We start from the raw sequence: 17,883 nt of genomic DNA on the forward strand, positions 1-17,883 counted from the left end.
GCTTTCGGCATGGGTAGGCGAATCCTTCATATCATCACGGGGCTCGATCAGGGGGGCGCCGAGCGTTCGCTGGTCAATTTGCTCGAAAGCGATCTCGGTCGGCGGTTCGACAACCGCGTGTTGTCACTTGGCGGTCCCGGCCATTATGGACCGGTCCTGCAAGGACAGGGAATTACTGTCGATACGCTTGATCTGGCGGGGACGCGTTCGATCCCGTCGGGACTTGGCGGCTTGAGACGCGTAATGCGCGATTTTCGCCCAGACATCATCCAGGGGTGGATGTACCACGGAAATCTTTTTGCCGAGCTGGCCGCGTCGCTGTTCGGTCGATCCGCTGCAAGCGCATGGAACGTCCGGCAATCGCTTTACGATATCGGACATGAAAAACGCGGGACGCGGGCTGTGATCCGGCTGCTCAGGGCGCTGTCGTCTCGGCCGCGCGCAATCGTCTACAACAGCCATCAGTCGCGCGCGCATCACGAAGCGTTCGGGTTCGGCTCCGCGCCGGGGCGGGTGATCCCGAACGGGTTCGACACAGATCGCTGGCGCCCCGATGCGGAACGGAGGGCTGCGTTTCGTCAGGCGCTGGGCGTCGCTGCGGATGCGCCGGTACTCGGTTTCGTCGGTCGTGCTCACCCGCAAAAGGACGTGCCGACGTTTCTTGCGGCCGCCTCTGCAGCGATGACGTCGCATCCCGATCTTCATGTCGCCATGGTCGGTGAGGGGTTTGATCGGGACGGCGCGGCGCTTGGGTCTTGGCGCGAGACGTTGCCCGCCGGGCGTTTCCATCCGCTGGGCCGTCGCCGCGATGTCGAATCGATTCTGCCTGGTTTCGATTTCTTTTGCCTGTCGTCGTCAAGCGAGGCTTTTCCCAATGTCGTGGGCGAGGCAATGGCGGTGGGACTACCGTGTATCGCCACCGACGTCGGCGACTGCGCGCGGCTGATGGGCGGAATCGGTCGCATCGTCCCCTCTGGCGACGCGACGAAAATGGCCGTAGCAATCGGTGAAATGGCGCGCATGGACCTTGCGCGCCGCGCCGAAATCGGCGAAGCGGCGCGCGCTAGGATTGTCGCCGCCTATGGCCTCGACGCCACCGTCGATGCTTATGCCGAACTTTATGATATGATTATGAAAAGAGACGGTTGATGTGCGGCTTTACGGGGTTTCTGGACCGGGCGGGCTTTGCCGACGGTGAGGCGTTGCTGCGGCGGATGGCGGATACGATCATCCATCGCGGCCCCGACAGCGACGGCTATTGGGTCGATGCCGACGCGGGGATCGCGCTCGCGCACCGCCGGCTGGCGATCATCGACCTGTCGCCTGCCGGGCATCAGCCGATGCTCAGCGGCGACGGACGCTATGTGCTGAGCTACAACGGCGAAATCTACAACCATCTCGACATGCGCCGCGAGCTTGAGGCCGCGGGCTCCATCGCGTGGCGCGGTCATTCGGATACCGAGACGTTGCTCGCGGGCTTTTCGGCCTGGGGGGTGCTCGGCACGCTGCAACGCGCAAACGGCATGTTCGCCTTCGCGCTCTGGGACCGCGCCGAGCGAAGGCTCACTCTCGCGCGCGACCGCATGGGCGAAAAGCCGCTCTATTACGGGATGCAGGGCTCTGCGCTGTTCTTCGGGTCCGAACTGAAGGCGCTTCGTCAGCACCCGGCGTGGCGTGGCGGGGTGAACCGCGACGCGCTGACGCTGTTCCTGCGCCACAATTATGTGCCCGGGCCCTATTCGATCTACGACGGCATATTGAAACTGCCGCCCGCTCACTATGTCGAGATCGGTCCCGACGATCGGACGCCGGGCGAGCCGGTCGCTTTTTGGGACATCGCGCAAAAGGCACGCGACGGGCGCGACAATCCTTTCGCGGGATCTGCCGAGGCCTCGGTCGATGCGCTGGGCGAATTGCTCGGCGACGCGGTCAAAATCCGCATGGCGGCCGACGTGCCGCTCGGCGCGTTTCTCTCGGGCGGCTATGATTCGAGCACGATCGTCGCGCTGATGCAGGCGCAGTCGCAGCGGCCGGTGAAGACCTTCTCGATCGGCTTTTCGGAGGCCGAGTATGACGAGGCGCATCATGCGAAGCGCGTCGCGGCGCACCTTGGCACCGATCATACCGAACTTTATGTTACACCCCAGGATGCGCTCGATCAGATCCCGAAACTGCCGCATCACTGGGACGAGCCCTTCGCCGATTCCTCGCAGATCCCGACGCTGCTGGTCAGCCAGCTGGCGCGGACGCAGGTGACCGTCAGCCTGTCGGGCGACGGCGGTGACGAACTGCTTTGCGGCTATAACCGTTATGCCCAGGGCTATGATATCTGGCGGCGCCTGGGGAAGCTGCCGCGCGGGATGCGGAAAGCGGCAGCGGGCGCGTTGCGGTTGACGCCGGGACGCGCGATCGACACGCTGATGAAGGTCGCGCCTGAAAAGCTGCGCAAACTTGCGGTCGGCGACCGACTGCTCAAGCTGGCTGACGTCCTCGACGTCGATCAGGCCGATGATTTCTATCGCTCGCTGGTTTCGCATGCGAAGCACCCCGAGCGGCTGGTTCCTGGCGCACGCGAACCTGAAACGGTGTTGACTCAGGCGGATCCTGACTGGGCGGACCGTGATTTCCGCGACCGCATGATGTATCTCGATATGCGGACCTATTTGCCTGACGACATATTGGTGAAGGTCGACCGCGCGAGCATGGCGGTGAGCCTCGAATCGCGTGTCCCGTTGCTCGATCACCGCGTCGTCGAATTCGCCCTCGCCCTGCCGCTCGAACACAAGCTGCGGAATGGCGAATCGAAATGGCCGCTGCGTCAGCTTCTCTACCGTCACGTTCCGCGCGAAATGATGGAACGGCCGAAGATGGGCTTTGGCGTCCCGATCGACCACTGGTTACAGGGGCCGCTGCGCGACTGGGCCGACGATCTGTTGAGCGAAGACCGACTGAAGCGCGAGGGTTTCTTCGACGTCGGCGAAGTCCGCCGCCTGTGGACCGAAACCCGGAGCGGGCGCCGCCGCTGGCATTATCATGTGTGGGACATATTGATGTTCCAGGCATGGCTCGACGCGCAGCGTTCGCAGTGACCGGCGCGCGGAAAGAGGCGGGGGACGGATGCTGAAGCGTGGGTTCGATCTGGCGACCGCGGCGCTGCTTTTCGTTCCGGCGTTGCTCGTCTGTCTGGTTGCCGCCATATTTTCCGGAATCGAGTTCCGAGCGAATCCGCTGTTCTTGCAGTGGCGCGTCGGAAAAGGGCAGAAGCCCTTTCGCCTCTACAAGATCCGCACCATGGAGCCGACGACCGGCGACCGTCCGTCGCACGAGGTGGCGGTCGCACGGATTTCGCGGTCGAGCGCGCTGATCCGCAAGCTCAAGATCGACGAACTGCCGCAACTCATCTGTGTCCTGCGCGGTGATATGAGTCTTGTCGGGCCTCGTCCTTGCCTTCCCATCCAGGCCGAGCTGATCGCCGCGCGCGCGCGCTATGGTGTTTTTCGGGTTCGTCCGGGCGTGACGGGACTCGCGCAGGTCCAGGGCGTCGACATGTCTGAGCCCGAACGGCTCGCGGCGATCGACGGCGACTATGTCGCGAACCAAAGCTTGATTGGCGATATCCGGATATTGCTGCACACCTTCGGCGGTGGGGGGCGCGGCGATGCCGCGTTTCGGGACTCGGCCTAGATCTCAGACCGGGGCAGTCGCCTTTTCGACCAGCGCAGCCGTGGGGACGGGCCATTCGACCGGGCAATCGGCCGCAAAGCGTTCGCCGGAAAAGGCCGCGTCGCCGAACAGGCTGTCGCCGCGCTGTCCCAGCAACTGGCGGACGACGCGGCGTCCCGCACCGCCAATCGGGAATAGCCGCGGCCTGCGACCAAGCGCGCACGAAATCCGGGAATAAAATTCTTCGGTCGAGATGGCGGGCGAATCGGTGACGATATAGGCTCCCTCAAGCGTCGCGCCGGCGGTAGCCTGCAAAGCGGCAGCGAAATTGTCGATATGCATGATGCTGCGACGATTGCCTGTACCACGTAGGGGCAGGGGAACACCGCGTTGCGCCGCGCTGCGAAGCATCGCGAACGGGCCACCGCCGTCCGCGCCGATCAGGATCGGAGGACGAAGGATCGCCAGCCGCGTTTCGGGATGATTGGCGGCAAACGCCAAAAGGGCGTCGTCGCCGCGCCGCTTGCTGATCCCGTAAGCGGTGGTGGGATAGCACTGATCAGCGTCGGAGACATCTTGCCCGGCTTCGGTGGCGCTGGTCAGCGCGGCGACGCTGCTCACATGGATCATCCGTGAGACGCCCGCGGCGGCGGCGGCGCGGAAGAGGCGCTGGGGCAATACGACATTGGCATCATCGGCCGCGGGGCCGATTCCGCTCTTCTCACCGGCGCAATTGATCAGCGCGTCGCAGCCCGTCAGTGCATGGTCGAGTGCTTCGAGCATTTGGCGCCCGAGCGGCACGACCGCAATCTCTTGCTTCGACAAGTGCCGGACGAGATGGCGCCCGACAAAACCGGCTGCGCCGGCGACCGCAATACGCATCTGCTTTTATATCCTTGCAACGAGCTGTGCTGTTTCAAGCCTTGATTTCAAGCTTTGATCCAAGTCCGCTCTTGACGCTTCGCACCCGAACGCGTCAAGCGGAGCGCGTAGGACAAGACGGAAATATGGCTAAAATTCTTATCAATGGGTCACACGCCCACTATCTCTATAATTTCCGGTCCGCGCTCGCTGAGGAAATGATCCGACGGGGGCATGAGGTGCATGTGTCGTCGCCCGACCTCAAGGGCGAATTCGCCGATCATTTTCGGGCAATGGGCGCGATCCCGCACGACATCGAGCTGAAACGCACCAAAATATCGTTCGCCGGCGATATCCTCTATTATCGAAACATCATGAGGATCGTACGGGACGCGAAAATAGATTTTGTTCTGAACTATACGATCAAGCCCAATATCTGGGGCAGCCTGGCCGCCAGAAGCGCCGGCGCCCGATCGGCGAGCATGGTGACGGGGCTGGGATTCGCTTTCATCGAACGGCGCGGCGTGGTGCGGAAACTTACGCAGAAGGTCGCGCAGGGGCTGTACCGGCTGGCGACCAATGCAAATAGCCATGTGATATTCCAGAACCCCGACGACCGGGACGATTTCATCGCGGCGGGCTGTTTACCCGACAGCAGCAAGACGATCATGGTCAATGGTTCGGGCATCGACCTTGAACAATTTGTTCCGGTGCCTCTACCCGGCCAGCCGGTTTTCCTGACGATCGCGCGGCTCTTGCACAGCAAGGGGCTCAACGAACTCGCGGCAGCGGGACGGACCGTTCGCCAAGCTGTCCCGGGTGCGCGGATATTGGTGGCGGGCATGCTCGACACCGGTCCCGATGCAGTGACCCGCGAGGAACTCGACGAGTGGATCGCCGACGGCATCGAATATCTCGGCCTTCTCGAAGATGTTCGGCCCGCGATCGCGGCCTCGGCGGTGTTCGTTCTGCCATCCTGGCGCGAAGGTACGCCACGGACCGTCCTCGAAGCAATGGCGATGGGACGTCCGATCATTACGACCGACGCGCCCGGCTGCCGGGAAACCACCACCGATGGCGTCAACGGGCGGCTTGTGCCGGTCAAGGATGCCCATGCCTTAGCACAGGCGATGATCGCTCTTGGCATCGATGCAGACGAGCGAGTGCGCATGGGCGCAGCGAGCCGGAGCATCGCTGAGGAAAAATATGACGTCCATCAAGTGAACGTCTCGATGCTTGAGCAACTCGGACTGTAATCGACGCCCGCGCTGTCAGGCGCTCATCTTTCCGGCGCTCTCGGGGGCATATTCGGGAACCAGACCAGCGATAATCTGGACCGCCGCGTTAGCGTCGCCGCTTTGCCGGATGGTCACGTCCAGATTATGCAGCGATTGTTGGAGTTGAGCCCACGGCAACAAAACTTCGCGCGCCCGCATGATCCGTGGATGACTCGTCGCTTGCGGATTATTGCCGATCAGCAATTCCTCGTATAGTTTTTCGCCGGGGCGCAATCCCGTTTCGACGATCTGGATATCGCCATCGGAATTGTCATCGTCGTGGATGGTGAGGCCGGACAAGCGGATCATGGAGCGAGCAAGATCAATGACCTTCACCGGCTGCCCCATGTCGAGCACGAACACTTCGCCGCCCTTGGCCATCGCACTCGCCTGGATCACCAACTGCGCGGCTTCTGGGATGGTCATGAAATAGCGGGTGATTTCACGGTGGGTAAGCGTTACCGGGCCGCCTGCCGCGATCTGCGCTTTGAAGCGCGGAACGACCGAGCCGCTGGATCCAAGCACGTTGCCGAAACGGACCATGCTGAAAATGGTTTTCACGGCTGGTTGTTCGGCACGGGCTTGCAGAATCAATTCGCACACGCGTTTCGAGGCGCCCATGACGTTGGTCGGACGCACCGCCTTGTCGGTGCTGATCAGGATGAAGTTGGCTACACCGGCGGCTTCGGCGGCTTCGACGCTATGCAGCGTGCCCATGATGTTGTTCCGCAGCCCCGAAAGCGGATTAGCCTCGACCAGCGGAACATGCTTATAGGCTGCGGCGTGAAAGACCGTCTCGGGGCGATAATGGTGGTAGATGCGGGACATCGACGATCGTTCGGATACATTGGCGAGTTCGGGCGTCAGCTGAACATCGATGCCGAGGTCATTTACGAGCTCGCTAAGCTCTTGTTCGATCGCGTATAGCGCGAACTCCGACTGTTCGAGCAGGATCAGCCGGTTGGGGTGGCAACGGATTATCTGCCGGCACAATTCGCTACCGATCGATCCGCCGGCCCCCGACACCGTTACAGTCTTGCCGACGATCGTCTTTCCCATCAGCAGCTCATTTGCCGCGACGGCTTCGCGGCCGAGAAGCTCTTCGATCTGGATCTCGCGTAGGTCGTTCACGGTAATGCTGCCGTCGATGACGTTCGTTAGATTGGGAAGCGAGCGGACATAGATATTTTCGTTCTGTAGCTTTTCGATGATTTCCCGGCGGCGCGTGCGCGACGCGCTCGGAATCGCCAGCAGGACTTCGTCAACCCTCGTTTCGTCGAGCAGGCCGTCGAGGCGATCGGACCCGAAAACCGGAACGCCGTCCAGCCGCTGACCTTTGAGCCGCAGGTCGTCGTCGACGAATCCCACCAGATCTAACTGTGATTCGTGCCGCAGCGAAAGCGCGAGCTGCTGGCCGGCGCGTCCCGCCCCATAGACCAGCACGCGGCGGGCATTCACGTCGACGACCTTCAGCAGGTCGAGCAAAGCGAAACGGACGAATATCCGGCTCGATGCGAGGAGGAGCAGGAAAATGATCGGATGCAGAACACACAATGTTCGCGGCACGTCGGGAACGCGAAACACGACCAGAATGACGATAAGCGGCAGCATGAGCAGGCCGCAGGCGATTGCCAAGTCGGCGACGGTACGCGCGCCCGAATAGCGGATAAGCGATCGGTACACCCCCGATTTCCAAGCGATAGGATACCAAAGGGCGAGCGCGGTGATGCTGAACATCAATATCGGGCGGGAGATGATATCCCACACGCCGAGCCGCAGTGAAAAGGCGATCAGAACGGAAGCTATGCACAGAAGCCCGTCGATCACGATGGCGGCAACTTGACGCTGCCTCCGCGGGCGGTCGACAATGTAGGTTAAAATCGACGCGCGCAGCTGCTGCCAGTATTTTTCGTCGAGAATCGTCATTTATCGTTACAATTCCAAATTGATCCTCACCCCTCTCGCGCGGTCACTAGCCTTTTGCGGCATTTCGCTCAAGCGAACATTGGCCGGGCGCCGAGGGGGCTCTGTTCCGAACCGGCCGGTCGGTGACGATTGCCTTAGAGTCCGCCCTTTTGCTTTTGTCGGAGCGGACACTACACTGTGTCTCCGTGTCTCTAGCGCAAATGCCGGAAATAGCCGGTCTACTGTGGCTCTCGCGCCGGAGAGGGAATTCCCCCCGCGTCAGGATCGACCGCGGTAACGCAGGAGGTTGCAATCGCGCCTCGCAAGCTCGACATAGCGAGGATGGGAGTGACGCATGAACTTCGTCTTCGACAATAGTTTCCACGATTCGATGGAAGGATTTTATGCCCCCGCCGACGCGGCGAAGCCTTCGGCCCCAGCGCTGCTCGGGTTCAACCATGCGCTTGCCGAACGACTGAGCCTCGCTGTCAATGACGCGAGCGACGCGCAACTCGCGAGCATCTTTTCGGGGCAATCGCTTCCCGCTGGCGCCAATCCGCTCGCTTTTGCCTATGCTGGCCACCAGTTCGGCCATTTTTCGTCGCAGCTGGGCGATGGCCGTGCGTTGTTGATCGGCGAAGTCGTCGTGCCCGACGGGGCGCGGTTCGATGTGCAGCTGAAAGGATCGGGCCCGACCGCCTTTTCGCGCAATGGTGACGGCAAGGCGGCGATCGGCCCGGTGCTGCGTGAATTTCTGGTGTCGGAAGCAATGGCCGCCATGGGCGTCCCCACGACACGCGCACTCGCTGCCGTCGCCACGGGCGATCGCGTCCAACGCGAGCGTGCGCATCCCGGAGCGGTGCTGACGCGCGTTGCGAGCAGCCATATTCGCGTCGGGACCTTTCAGTTTTTTGCCGCACATTTTGGCGCCGACCATGTGGCGAAGCTCGTCGATTACAGCGTTCGGCGGCATTTTTCCGATCTTATCGATACCACGAATCCGGCGCTGGGCCTGCTAGAACGCGTTGCTACATTGCAATGCGATCTTGTCGCGCATTGGCTTGGCGTCGGCTTCATCCACGGCGTGATGAATACGGACAATGTCGCGATCAGCGGCGAGACGATCGATTACGGCCCCTGCGCCTTCATGGACCGGTTCGCCGTGAACACCGTGTTCAGCTCGATCGATGCCAATGGTCGCTACGCCTATGGCCGGCAACCGCAGATATTGCACTGGAACATGGCGCGTTTCGCCGAGGCGCTGCTTCCCGCGATCCACCGCGTGTCGCCGGCCGATGTCGATGCCGCGAAGACACTGGTGGATGCGATTCCCGGCCGCTTTCGTGCAATCTGGCACGAGCGGGTCAGGTTGAAACTGGGGCTGGGCGGCGGCGATGCGGACGACAGCGAACTGATCGATACGCTGTTCGACGAACTCGAAGAGCATCGCGTCGATTTCACCTCCTTTTTTCGCGCGCTCGCGATGCTCTTGCGCGGCGATGGCGCGATGCTTCAAAGCCTGCTTCCGGCACCCGACGCGATGGCGCCCTGGATCGCTCTGTGGTGGGACCGAATCGAGCATGACGCGGCGGGGCCGCTCGCGCATGCCGACGCCATGGACGCAGTCAACCCGCTCTATATCCCGCGCAATCACCTGGTCGAGGCAGCACTGGAAGCCGCTGAGGCTGGCGACCTGGCGCTGTGGCTCGAACTTCTCGACGTCGTGCGGCATCCCTATGATGTGCGTGCGGGGCTGGAGCGCTTCGCCGAACCGGGGCCCGATGACGCTGCGCCCTACAAGACCTTCTGTGGAACATGATGCGGGCGGTCGCGGTTGAGCTGCCGCATTGCAGTTGCTAGGGACGGCGCCGCACCATCAGAGGATAAGTCATTGGCTCCAGAAACTGTTAGGCCCGCGCCGCCCGTCAAAATTGCGGTCGTCGGCACGGGCTATGTCGGTATTTCCAACGCCATATTGCTGGCGCAGCGCAATGAAGTGGTCGCGCTCGACATCGATGCTCGCAAGGTTGAACAGATCAACGCGCGGCTGTCACCGATCGCCGATCCCGAAATCGAAGATTATCTGGCGAACAAGCCGCTGAACCTTGTCGCGACGACTGACCGCGACGCGGCCTACGCGGGCGCCCACTTCGTCATCGTCGCGACGCCGACCGACTATGACCCCGACACCAATTATTTCAACACGCGCACGGTCGAGAGCGTGATTGCCGACGCGCTGGTGAAGGCGCCGGGCGCGCTGATTATCGTCAAGTCGACCGTTCCCGTGGGCTTCACCGAACGGATGCGCGCCGAGCTGGGTACCGATGCCATCGTCTTCTCGCCCGAGTTCCTGCGCGAAGGGCGGGCGCTGTACGACAATCTTCATCCCTCGCGGATCATCGTAGGCAACACGCATCCGCGCGCGGCCGAATTCGCCCGCCTGCTGCTCGAAGGGTCGCTCAAGCCCGAGGCGGAGATCTTGCAGACCGGCAATACCGAGGCCGAGGCGATCAAGCTGTTCGCCAACACCTATCTTGCGATGCGCGTCGCCTTTTTCAACGAGCTCGATACCTATGCCGCGGCGCATGGCGTGGATTCGCGTCAGGTTATCGAGGGCGTGTGCCTCGATCCGCGGATCGGGCAATTCTATAATAATCCATCCTTCGGTTATGGCGGTTATTGCCTGCCCAAGGACACCAAGCAGATGCTCGCCAATTACGAGAAAGTACCGCAGAACCTGATCCAGGCGATCGTATCGTCGAACACGACGCGCAAGGATTTCATCGCTTCCGAAGTCATCAAGCGCAACCCCCGGGTCGTCGGTATCCACCGTCTTGCGATGAAGGCCGGGTCGGACAATTTTCGCGCGAGCAGCATTCTCGGCGTGATGAAGCGCGTGAAGGCCAAGGGCATCGAGGTGATCGTGTACGAGCCGCTGGTCGAAGAGGAGCGATTGTTCAATTCGCGCGTGATCCGCGATCTGGATGCGTTCAAGGCCGAAGCCGACGTCATCATCGCCAATCGCGTGACCGACGACCTCGCCGACGTTGCGGACAAGGTCTACAGCCGCGACCTTTTCGGCGCCGATTCCTGACCCTCTCTCTCGGCGCAACTCGGCGCATTGCCGGGAACTGTCCCATTGTCGGAGAGTTTGCGTATCAAACAGGGAGAAACGGGTTGCACAGCCATATCTTGCGAGCCACAAGGACCCACCGGTGGCCCACAGATGAAGAAATCTGACATTTCCTGTAAATCCTGTTGGTGCCAATCTTCGCGGATTCGGCCTTTGCTGATCGGCGCGACTTCCCTTCTTTGCCTGGGATGGGCGGGCGCAGCTCATGCACAGCAGGTCGAGCCGCCCAAGGTCGTGCCGACACTTCAGGGCGCTGCCGGCGAACCGATCGCGGCCCCGTCTCCGCCGCCGCCCGACGCGCAACTGCCCGAAGTCGCTCCGATCATCAGCGACGAAGAGTTCGAGAAGGCGATTCCGTCGATCGGCGCCGAGGATGATCCCGAACTCGATCGGCCGCTCGAAACGATTGCCGACTTTGAAAAACGCGGAGCTGCCGAAGCCGCAAAACAGCGTCAAGCAACCGCCGACGGGACAGTGGAAACGCAGCCGCCGAAGGTCGACGGCATCCCGGTTCCGGCGCTGGCCGATGGCGATGCCGTCGAGGCAATTGGCGACGCCCCGATCAGCGATGTCGAACTCGCTGCGCCGTTGCCGCCGCTCGAAAGCTTCGACGTCGAGCCCGTCCAGTTTGCCGAAGCCGAGGATGACAAGGACAATGTCAGCATTGCCTATGTCGTTCAGGTCAATGGTCTGGACGCTGCCGACGACAGCACCGACGTCGATCTGGCCGACCTTTTCGGCGATCTGTCGGCACTCTACAAAGGTGACGGCAAGGCGGACAATGCCGCCATGGTCCGCGCGCGACTGAGCTCGGACGGCGAACTGATGCAGCGTATCCTCGCGTCCGAGGGCTATTATGACGGGGCGGTCGACACGCGTATCGATCGTAGCGAGACAGGAGGGCGCAGTCAGGCTGTCAAGGCGATCATCGATGTGACGCCGGGGAAGCGGTATACGCTGGCCGACATCATCATCAACGCGGCGCCCACTGTGCCGCCCGCGCTGATCGCCGACAATTTCCCGCTCGCCGTCGGCGAACCGATCGTTGCACAACGCATTCAGGGCGCCGAAGCCGCGATCGCGCTCAAACTGCCCGAAGAGGGCTACCCCTTTGCCAAGGTTGGGCAGCGGGACATTCTGCTCGACGGCGCGACCAATGATGGCGTTTACACGCTGCCGGTCGACATCGGCAAACGGTCGCGTTTCGGCGGGATCGAGACGACAGGCGATCTGGCGTTCGACGCTGAGCATGTCGAGGTGTTGGCGCGCTTCAAACGCGGTGACTTGTACGATAGCCGTAAGGTCGATGATCTCCGGCAGGCACTGGTCGCGACGGGGCTGTTTTCAACCGTCGCCGCCGAACCGCAGCCGACCGGCGAAAGCGCTGGCGGCGATACCGAATATGTGACGATGCTGGTCACGCAGGACGCCGGCCCGCCGCGTACGCTCGCCGCGAGCGCGGGCTATGGGACCGGCGAGGGGATCCGGCTGGATGGCAGCTGGACGCACCGCAACTTCTTGCCGCCCGAAGGCGCGCTGATCTTCCGCGGCGTGGCCGGGACGAAGGAGCAGGGACTCGGTGCAACGCTGCGCCAGTCGAACGCTGGCCGCCGCGATCGGACCTTCGAACTCGTTACCGAAGTCACCCGCAGCAATTATGATGCGTTCAACGCGATCACCGGCCGCGTCGGGGCGCGGGTCAGCTATGATTCAACCCCGATCTGGCAGAAGAAATTTACCTATGCCTATGGCGTCGAACTGCTCGCGTCCCGCGAAGACGATTATGATTTCACGGCGGGCAGCCGCAGATATGACTTCTACACGATTCTCGGGCTGACCGGCCAGGTCGGGATGGACCGCACCGATAGCCTGCTCGATCCGACCAAGGGGTTCCGGATCACGACGCTGATCCAGCCCGAAGGCTCGCTCGCCGGGAAGTTTTCGCCCTATGGCCGCCTCCGGACCGACATCAGCGGCTATTATCCGGTCACCGACAGCATCGTGGTTGCCGGACGGGTAAGGGTCGGGTCGATCCTCGGAGCGGCGCGCGAACGGCTCGCGCCGTCGCGGCGTTTCTATGCCGGCGGTGGCGGGTCGGTTCGCGGCTTCGGTTATCAGGAGCTTGGTCCCAAAGACCCGAACAACGACCCGATCGGCGGCCGTAGCGTTGCCGAGGCCGCGTTCGAAACGCGTTACCGTTTCGGCAATTTCGGCGTCGTCGGCTTTGTAGACGCCGGGCAGGTCTATCGTTCGTCGGCGCCGACCTTCCAGAATCTGCGCTTCGGTGCGGGGATCGGTGCGCGCTATTACACCAATTTCGGTCCGATGCGGTTCGACGTCGCGACCCCGATCGGGCGCAAGCCGGGTGAAGCGCGAGTCAGCGTTTATGTCTCGATCGGGCAGGCGTTTTGATGGCTGACGACCCCGCTTTCGCTGCCGAAGACTCCGCGCCGGCAAAGCCGCGGTCATGGCCGCTTACGATCTTGCGCTGGGTCGGCCTGACGTTGCTTGGGCTTGTCCTGCTTTTTGCGCTGTTCCTTATCGGGCTCAACAGTGACGCGGGGCGGCGGTTCGTCGTCACGCAGATCGAAAAATATGAATTCGAAAACGGGATGAAAATCGGTATCGGCCGGCTAGACGGCTCGCTTTATGGCCGGACGGTCATTCGCGATTTCACCCTGTCCGATCCCAAAGGTGTGTTCCTCGCGTCGCCCGAGGTGAAGGTCGACTGGCGGCCGATCCGCTATCTTGCAAATCATGTCGACGTCCGCTCGGCGACGGCCGCGACGATGACGATGCGGAAATTTCCCGAGTTCAAGGTCGTTCCCGACACTGGCGAACCGCTGCTCCCCGATCTCGATATCGACGTCGGGCTGGTGCGTGTCGATCGTTTCATTTTTGAGCCCGCGGTTGCCGGCGCACGGCAGGTCGCCACGCTGAACGGCAAGGTTGCAATCGCCGACCGGCGCGCGCAGGTCACCGCCAATGCCGCGACCATCAGTGGAGGTGGCGGGCAGGGCGACACGCTGAAGCTGTTGCTCGATGCGGTTCCCGAGCAGAACCGGCTCGCGGTGTCGCTCGACGTCAATGCCCCGCAAGGCGGCGTGCTCGCGGCGATGGGCGGGTTCAAGGAACCGCTGACCGCCAAACTCGATGGACGCGGTGACTGGAAAGCATGGAACGGCAACCTGACCGCAAATCTCGGCGCGGCGCCGCTCGCACGCGTGGCACTGACCGGGCGCGACGGCACTTTCACGGCAAAAGGAACGGCGCAGGCCGCGCGGCTGTTGACCGGCCCGACGGCCGAGATGCTCGGCGCCGAAACCGCAATCGACCTGACCGCGCAGCTCGACGAGCGCAAAGCCGTAATCGACGGCCGGCTCTCGTCGGATGCGGCGCGGCTGGGCATCAGCGGTGGCGTCGATTTCGGCGCCAGTCGCTACGAAGGGCTGCAACTCGCGGCCAATATCCTGCGTCCCGGTGCTATTGCGCCCGCGCTGCGCGCCAATGGCCTGCGCGCCACTGCGACACTCGATGGAGCGTTCGCATTGCCGACGGTTGTTTATCAGGCCAACGCCAACAGCCTTGCGGTCAACGATATCATCGTGGAGGGGCTGAGCCTTGCGGGCAAGGCGCGCGTCGATGCCGATCAGATCGTCATTCCCGTCGCGGGCCGCGCTACGCGCATCCGCGGACTCGACACGGTCGCTGGCGGAACGCTCGTTGCAGTCCGGCTTGATGGTGACCTCGCGTACAGCAATGGCCGTATCCTCAGCGATAATTTGCGCCTGCGATCGCCGCGCATCGACGCAAAGGCGATCGTCATCGCCGATCTCAACAAGGGCTTTTACACCGGAGCTATCGACGGGCGGATCAATGATTACCGGGTCGAAAGTGTCGGCATTTTCGATATCGACACCGACGCCGATCTCAAGACCGCGCCGCGTGGCGGGTTCGAGATCGTCGGCCGCGTCCGCGCGCGGTCGACCAAATTGTTCAATTCAGGCGTGCGCGATTTCCTTGGCGGCAATGCGACGGCGTCGAGCGATGTACGCTATGGTACCGACGGAATTGTCCGGTTCGCGAACCTGCGGCTTTCCGCGCCGCGTCTGCGCGTCACCGGCGGGCAGGGGAGCTATGCCCCGAACGGCCAGATCCAGCTGACCGCGCGCGCCAACTCGACCGACTATGGCCCCGTCGGGGTCCAGCTTGCGGGAACGATCAGCAACCCGCGCGCGGTGGTGACCGCCGAGCGTCCGGGGCTCGGGATCGGGCTCGCCAATCTGGTGGCGAAGATCAACGGCGCGCCGAACGGCTATCGTCTCGCCGCCACCGGCGACACTGACTATGGCCCGCTGTCGGCTGATGTCGTGCTGCTAACCGCGACCGGCCCGCTGACGATCGATGTCGAACGCGGCGACCTGTCGGGGATCGGTTTCAGCGGGCGGATGGTGAAGAGCGATGCTGGACCTTTCGTGGGCCAGCTTAACGCGTCGGGACAGGGCCTTGGCGGTCTTGTCAGGCTAAGCGCCGCTGGCCAGTATCAGGCGGCGGCGATCAATGTCCGCGCAAACGACGTCGTTCTGCCCGGACCCGCACAGCTTGCGATCGGGTCTGCGATCGTCGACGCCGACGTGACGCTATACGATACGCCGCATATCGTCGCCGATATCCAGATCGCCCAGACGCGGATCCGCGAATATGACATCGCGGTGGGACGCGTGAAGATCGACTATCGCGACGGGACCGGCAAGGCGCAGGCGCTGGTCGAAGGCACCAGCGGCGTTCCGTTCCGTATCGCCGCCAATGCCGATCTTGCGCCGCAATTGTGGCGCGCTTCGGTGCAGGGCCGCGCCACCGGTATCAATTTCCGTACAACGTCGCCCGCGCGCATCATTCCGGGTGCAGACGGTTATGAATTGCTGCCGACGACGGTCAGCCTTGGCCGCGGCAGCAGCGCGCGGGTCGCCGGGCGCTTCGGCGATGGCATCATGATCCAGAGCCGCCTCGACCGCGTCAATATGGCGATCCTCAACGCCGTCTATCCCGACATGGGGCTTGGCGGCCGCGCGTCGGGCAGCCTCGATTTCGAACAGGCCAATTCCGAAAGCGTCCCGCGCGCCGATGCGCGGCTGACGATCTCCGACTTCACACGCACGACCGCAGCCTCGGTCAGCCAGCCGGTCGACGTCAATTTTGCCGGCAAGCTGCTCAGCGATGGCGGTGAGGCGCGGGCGGTGATGCGCAAGCGCGGCAGCGTCATCGGCCGCCTGCAGGCGTCGCTGCGCCCGCTTGGTCCCGGTGCGGGCGACTGGACGACGCGCCTGCAAGCCGCGCCGCTTGGTGGCGGCATCCGATACAATGGCCCGGCCGACACGCTCTATTCCTTCTTCGGTCCGGCCGACCAGCATGTGTCGGGACCGATCGCCGTCGCTGCTGATTTCAGCTGCAGCGTCGCGAATCCCTGTCTCGAGGGAGTCGTGCGCGGCAAGGACATGGTCTATGAAAACCAGACCTATGGCACGCGGCTCACCAACATGGTCGTCAATGGCCGCTTCACGGGCAACCGGCTGGAGATCGAACAGCTCACGGCAAAAGCCGGCGACGGGACCGTTCAGGCGAAGGGCTCTATCAGTCTTGCGTCGGCCGATGGCTATCCGATGAATATTTCCGCAACGCTCGACAATGCGCGGCTCGCCAAAAGCGAAAATATCGCCGCGCGCGCGACGGGCAATCTGACGCTCGAGAAGGTCGCCGGACAGACCGCTTTACTGTCGGGCAGCCTGCGCCTGCCCGAAACGCGCTATCGTATCGTGCGTGAAGGGGCGGCCCAAGTACCCGTTCTTACGGGCGTGCGGAGGAAACCCGCCGCGGGGCGCCCACGAGTCAGCGGCGATGGCCTTGCAGCTGTCGGCGGAAGCCTGTTCGATCTCATCCGCCTCGACATTGCGCTGAAGGCGCCCGACGAAATCTATGTCACCGGCATGGGTCTGGAATCCGAGTGGAAGGCCGACGTCGTGTTGCGCGGCACGACCGAGGCGCCGCGCGTGACGGGCGAGATCGAACTGGTGCGCGGGACACTTGGCTTTGCTGGCCGCTCGTTCGAACTCCAGGAAGGGCGGGTGACCTTCCCGACCGGCGATGCCTTCGATCCCGCGATCCGCCTTGTCGCCAGCGATACGATCGAAACCGTTACGGTGACGGTCACCGTCACCGGCCGCGCAAGCAATCCGCAAATCGCCTTCTCCAGCGTTCCCGGCCTGCCGCAGGACGAGATCGTGTCGCGTATCCTGTTCGGCGATTCGATCACGACATTGTCGCCGCTGCAGGCGGTGCAACTTGCCTCGTCGCTCAACACGCTGAGCAGTAGCGGTGGCGGACTGAGCCCGCTCGGCGCGCTCCAGTCGGCGACCGGTATCGATCGGCTTCGCGTCCTCGGTCCCGATGATACGGTTGGCCGCGGCACGGCGCTCGCCGCCGGGCAATATATCACCAAGGACATTTATCTTGAGGTCATCACCGACGCGCGAGGCTACACCGCGACCCAGCTCGAGATCAGCCTGACCCCGGCGCTGTCGGTGCTGAGCCAGGCGGGCGGTTCGGGGCAATCGAACCTCAGCATCCGGTATCGCAAGGATTATTGATGCGCCGCGCTGCCATCATCGTACCGCTGCTGCTCCTCACCGCGTGCAAGGACGAACCCGACTTCGAAACTCGCTACGACGGAGCGGCCAAGGAGATCGAGGCGCGCGCCAAAGCGATGGACGCCGACATTGCCAAATCGGACGAAGCCGCGGCGGCGGTGTCCGCATCGGAAGACTTGCAACCGGCCGTCAAGCCGTCTAATCCGCCCGCGTCATCTGGGGAGTAGCCAGCCGTCCTTCGCGACGGGCCACCGTGTCAACATACTCGGCCGAGAGGTCGTGGTGCGGTGGAAGCGGGATCACCGCTTGGGCGAGACCAATGGCATCGAACCTTCCGTCCGGGCTGGGCGGCAGGGTACGATGTCTATTGGAATTGCCTGCCGCCCGGCCCCGGAGTAAC

Annotated in this window: 11 protein-coding genes and 1 riboswitch; of the genes, 9 read left to right on the plus strand and 2 right to left on the minus strand. The window is 62.9% G+C overall.

Annotated elements, in window-relative coordinates; translation table 11 throughout:
• Positions 1-9: 9 nt before the first annotated feature.
• Genes AC07NV_RS19455 through AC07NV_RS19465 form a run of 3 tightly spaced genes read left to right on the plus strand, consistent with a single transcriptional unit; the run spans position 10 to position 3,684 of the window.
• Entirely contained in the window at positions 10-1,149 is a 1,140-nt protein-coding gene (locus AC07NV_RS19455; protein WP_495168046.1) for a glycosyltransferase, read from the plus strand.
• Positions 1,149-3,089, plus strand: a complete 1,941-nt coding sequence (gene asnB, locus AC07NV_RS19460; RefSeq protein WP_495168047.1) for an asparagine synthase (glutamine-hydrolyzing) — start codon at positions 1,149-1,151, stop codon at positions 3,087-3,089. The genes AC07NV_RS19455 and asnB overlap by 1 nt, the downstream gene beginning before the upstream one ends.
• A gap of 28 nt (positions 3,090-3,117) precedes the next feature.
• Positions 3,118-3,684 (plus strand): sugar transferase, encoded by a 567-nt coding sequence (locus AC07NV_RS19465; RefSeq protein ID WP_495168048.1) that lies wholly within the window; start codon positions 3,118-3,120, stop codon positions 3,682-3,684.
• Between the two features lie 3 nt (positions 3,685-3,687).
• Here the strand turns inward: AC07NV_RS19465 and AC07NV_RS19470 are convergent, their stop codons facing one another.
• Positions 3,688-4,545, minus strand: coding sequence for an NAD-dependent epimerase/dehydratase family protein (locus AC07NV_RS19470; protein WP_495168049.1), 858 nt, complete (start codon positions 4,543-4,545; stop codon positions 3,688-3,690).
• A 125-nt stretch (positions 4,546-4,670) separates the two neighbouring features.
• On the opposite strand from AC07NV_RS19470, the gene AC07NV_RS19475 reads away from it, so the two are divergent.
• Positions 4,671-5,780: a glycosyltransferase family 4 protein gene (locus AC07NV_RS19475; protein WP_495168050.1), complete on the plus strand. Its 1,110-nt coding sequence runs from the start codon at positions 4,671-4,673 to the stop codon at positions 5,778-5,780.
• Positions 5,781-5,795: 15 nt separating this feature from the next.
• Here the strand turns inward: AC07NV_RS19475 and AC07NV_RS19480 are convergent, their stop codons facing one another.
• A complete protein-coding gene (locus AC07NV_RS19480; RefSeq protein WP_495168051.1) occupies positions 5,796-7,727 on the minus strand; it encodes a polysaccharide biosynthesis protein in 1,932 nt (643 codons plus the stop codon).
• A 334-nt stretch (positions 7,728-8,061) separates the two neighbouring features.
• Between AC07NV_RS19480 and AC07NV_RS19485 the strand changes: the two genes are divergently transcribed.
• From AC07NV_RS19485 to AC07NV_RS19505, 5 genes are all read left to right on the plus strand, one after another.
• A complete protein-coding gene (locus AC07NV_RS19485) occupies positions 8,062-9,525 on the plus strand; it encodes a protein adenylyltransferase SelO (protein WP_495168052.1) in 1,464 nt (487 codons plus the stop codon).
• Between the two features lie 72 nt (positions 9,526-9,597).
• A complete protein-coding gene (locus tag AC07NV_RS19490) occupies positions 9,598-10,800 on the plus strand; it encodes a nucleotide sugar dehydrogenase (RefSeq protein ID WP_495168053.1) in 1,203 nt (400 codons plus the stop codon).
• Positions 10,801-11,073: 273 nt separating this feature from the next.
• The gene (locus AC07NV_RS19495) at positions 11,074-13,251 is read left to right on the plus strand and encodes an autotransporter assembly complex protein TamA (RefSeq protein WP_495168054.1); all 2,178 of its coding nucleotides are present in this window, start codon (positions 11,074-11,076) and stop codon (positions 13,249-13,251) included.
• Positions 13,251-17,483 (plus strand): translocation/assembly module TamB domain-containing protein, encoded by a 4,233-nt coding sequence (locus AC07NV_RS19500; protein WP_495168055.1) that lies wholly within the window; start codon positions 13,251-13,253, stop codon positions 17,481-17,483. The genes AC07NV_RS19495 and AC07NV_RS19500 overlap by 1 nt, the downstream gene beginning before the upstream one ends.
• Complete coding sequence (locus tag AC07NV_RS19505) at positions 17,483-17,710, plus strand: hypothetical protein (protein WP_495168056.1); 228 nt, start codon at positions 17,483-17,485, stop codon at positions 17,708-17,710. Before AC07NV_RS19500 ends, AC07NV_RS19505 begins: the two co-directional genes overlap by 1 nt.
• A riboswitch (yybP-ykoY riboswitch) is annotated at positions 17,687-17,869 on the plus strand. Its footprint overlaps the gene before it by 24 nt.
• Positions 17,870-17,883 lie beyond the last annotated feature (14 nt).

The sequence above is a fragment of the Sphingopyxis sp. GW821-FHT10B01 genome, from assembly GCF_059415685.1.

Coding starts and splice junctions, on each gene's coding strand:
- AC07NV_RS19505 (WP_495168056.1), top strand. CDS start 17,483: ATGCGCCGCGCTGCCATCATCGTACCGCTGCTGCTCCTCACCGCGTGC.
- AC07NV_RS19475 (WP_495168050.1), top strand. CDS start 4,671: ATGGCTAAAATTCTTATCAATGGGTCACACGCCCACTATCTCTATAAT.
- AC07NV_RS19485 (WP_495168052.1), top strand. CDS start 8,062: ATGAACTTCGTCTTCGACAATAGTTTCCACGATTCGATGGAAGGATTT.
- AC07NV_RS19500 (WP_495168055.1), top strand. CDS start 13,251: ATGGCTGACGACCCCGCTTTCGCTGCCGAAGACTCCGCGCCGGCAAAG.
- AC07NV_RS19470 (WP_495168049.1), bottom strand. CDS start 4,545: ATGCGTATTGCGGTCGCCGGCGCAGCCGGTTTTGTCGGGCGCCATCTC.
- AC07NV_RS19480 (WP_495168051.1), bottom strand. CDS start 7,727: ATGACGATTCTCGACGAAAAATACTGGCAGCAGCTGCGCGCGTCGATT.
- AC07NV_RS19465 (WP_495168048.1), top strand. CDS start 3,118: ATGCTGAAGCGTGGGTTCGATCTGGCGACCGCGGCGCTGCTTTTCGTT.
- AC07NV_RS19455 (WP_495168046.1), top strand. CDS start 10: ATGGGTAGGCGAATCCTTCATATCATCACGGGGCTCGATCAGGGGGGC.
- asnB (WP_495168047.1), top strand. CDS start 1,149: ATGTGCGGCTTTACGGGGTTTCTGGACCGGGCGGGCTTTGCCGACGGT.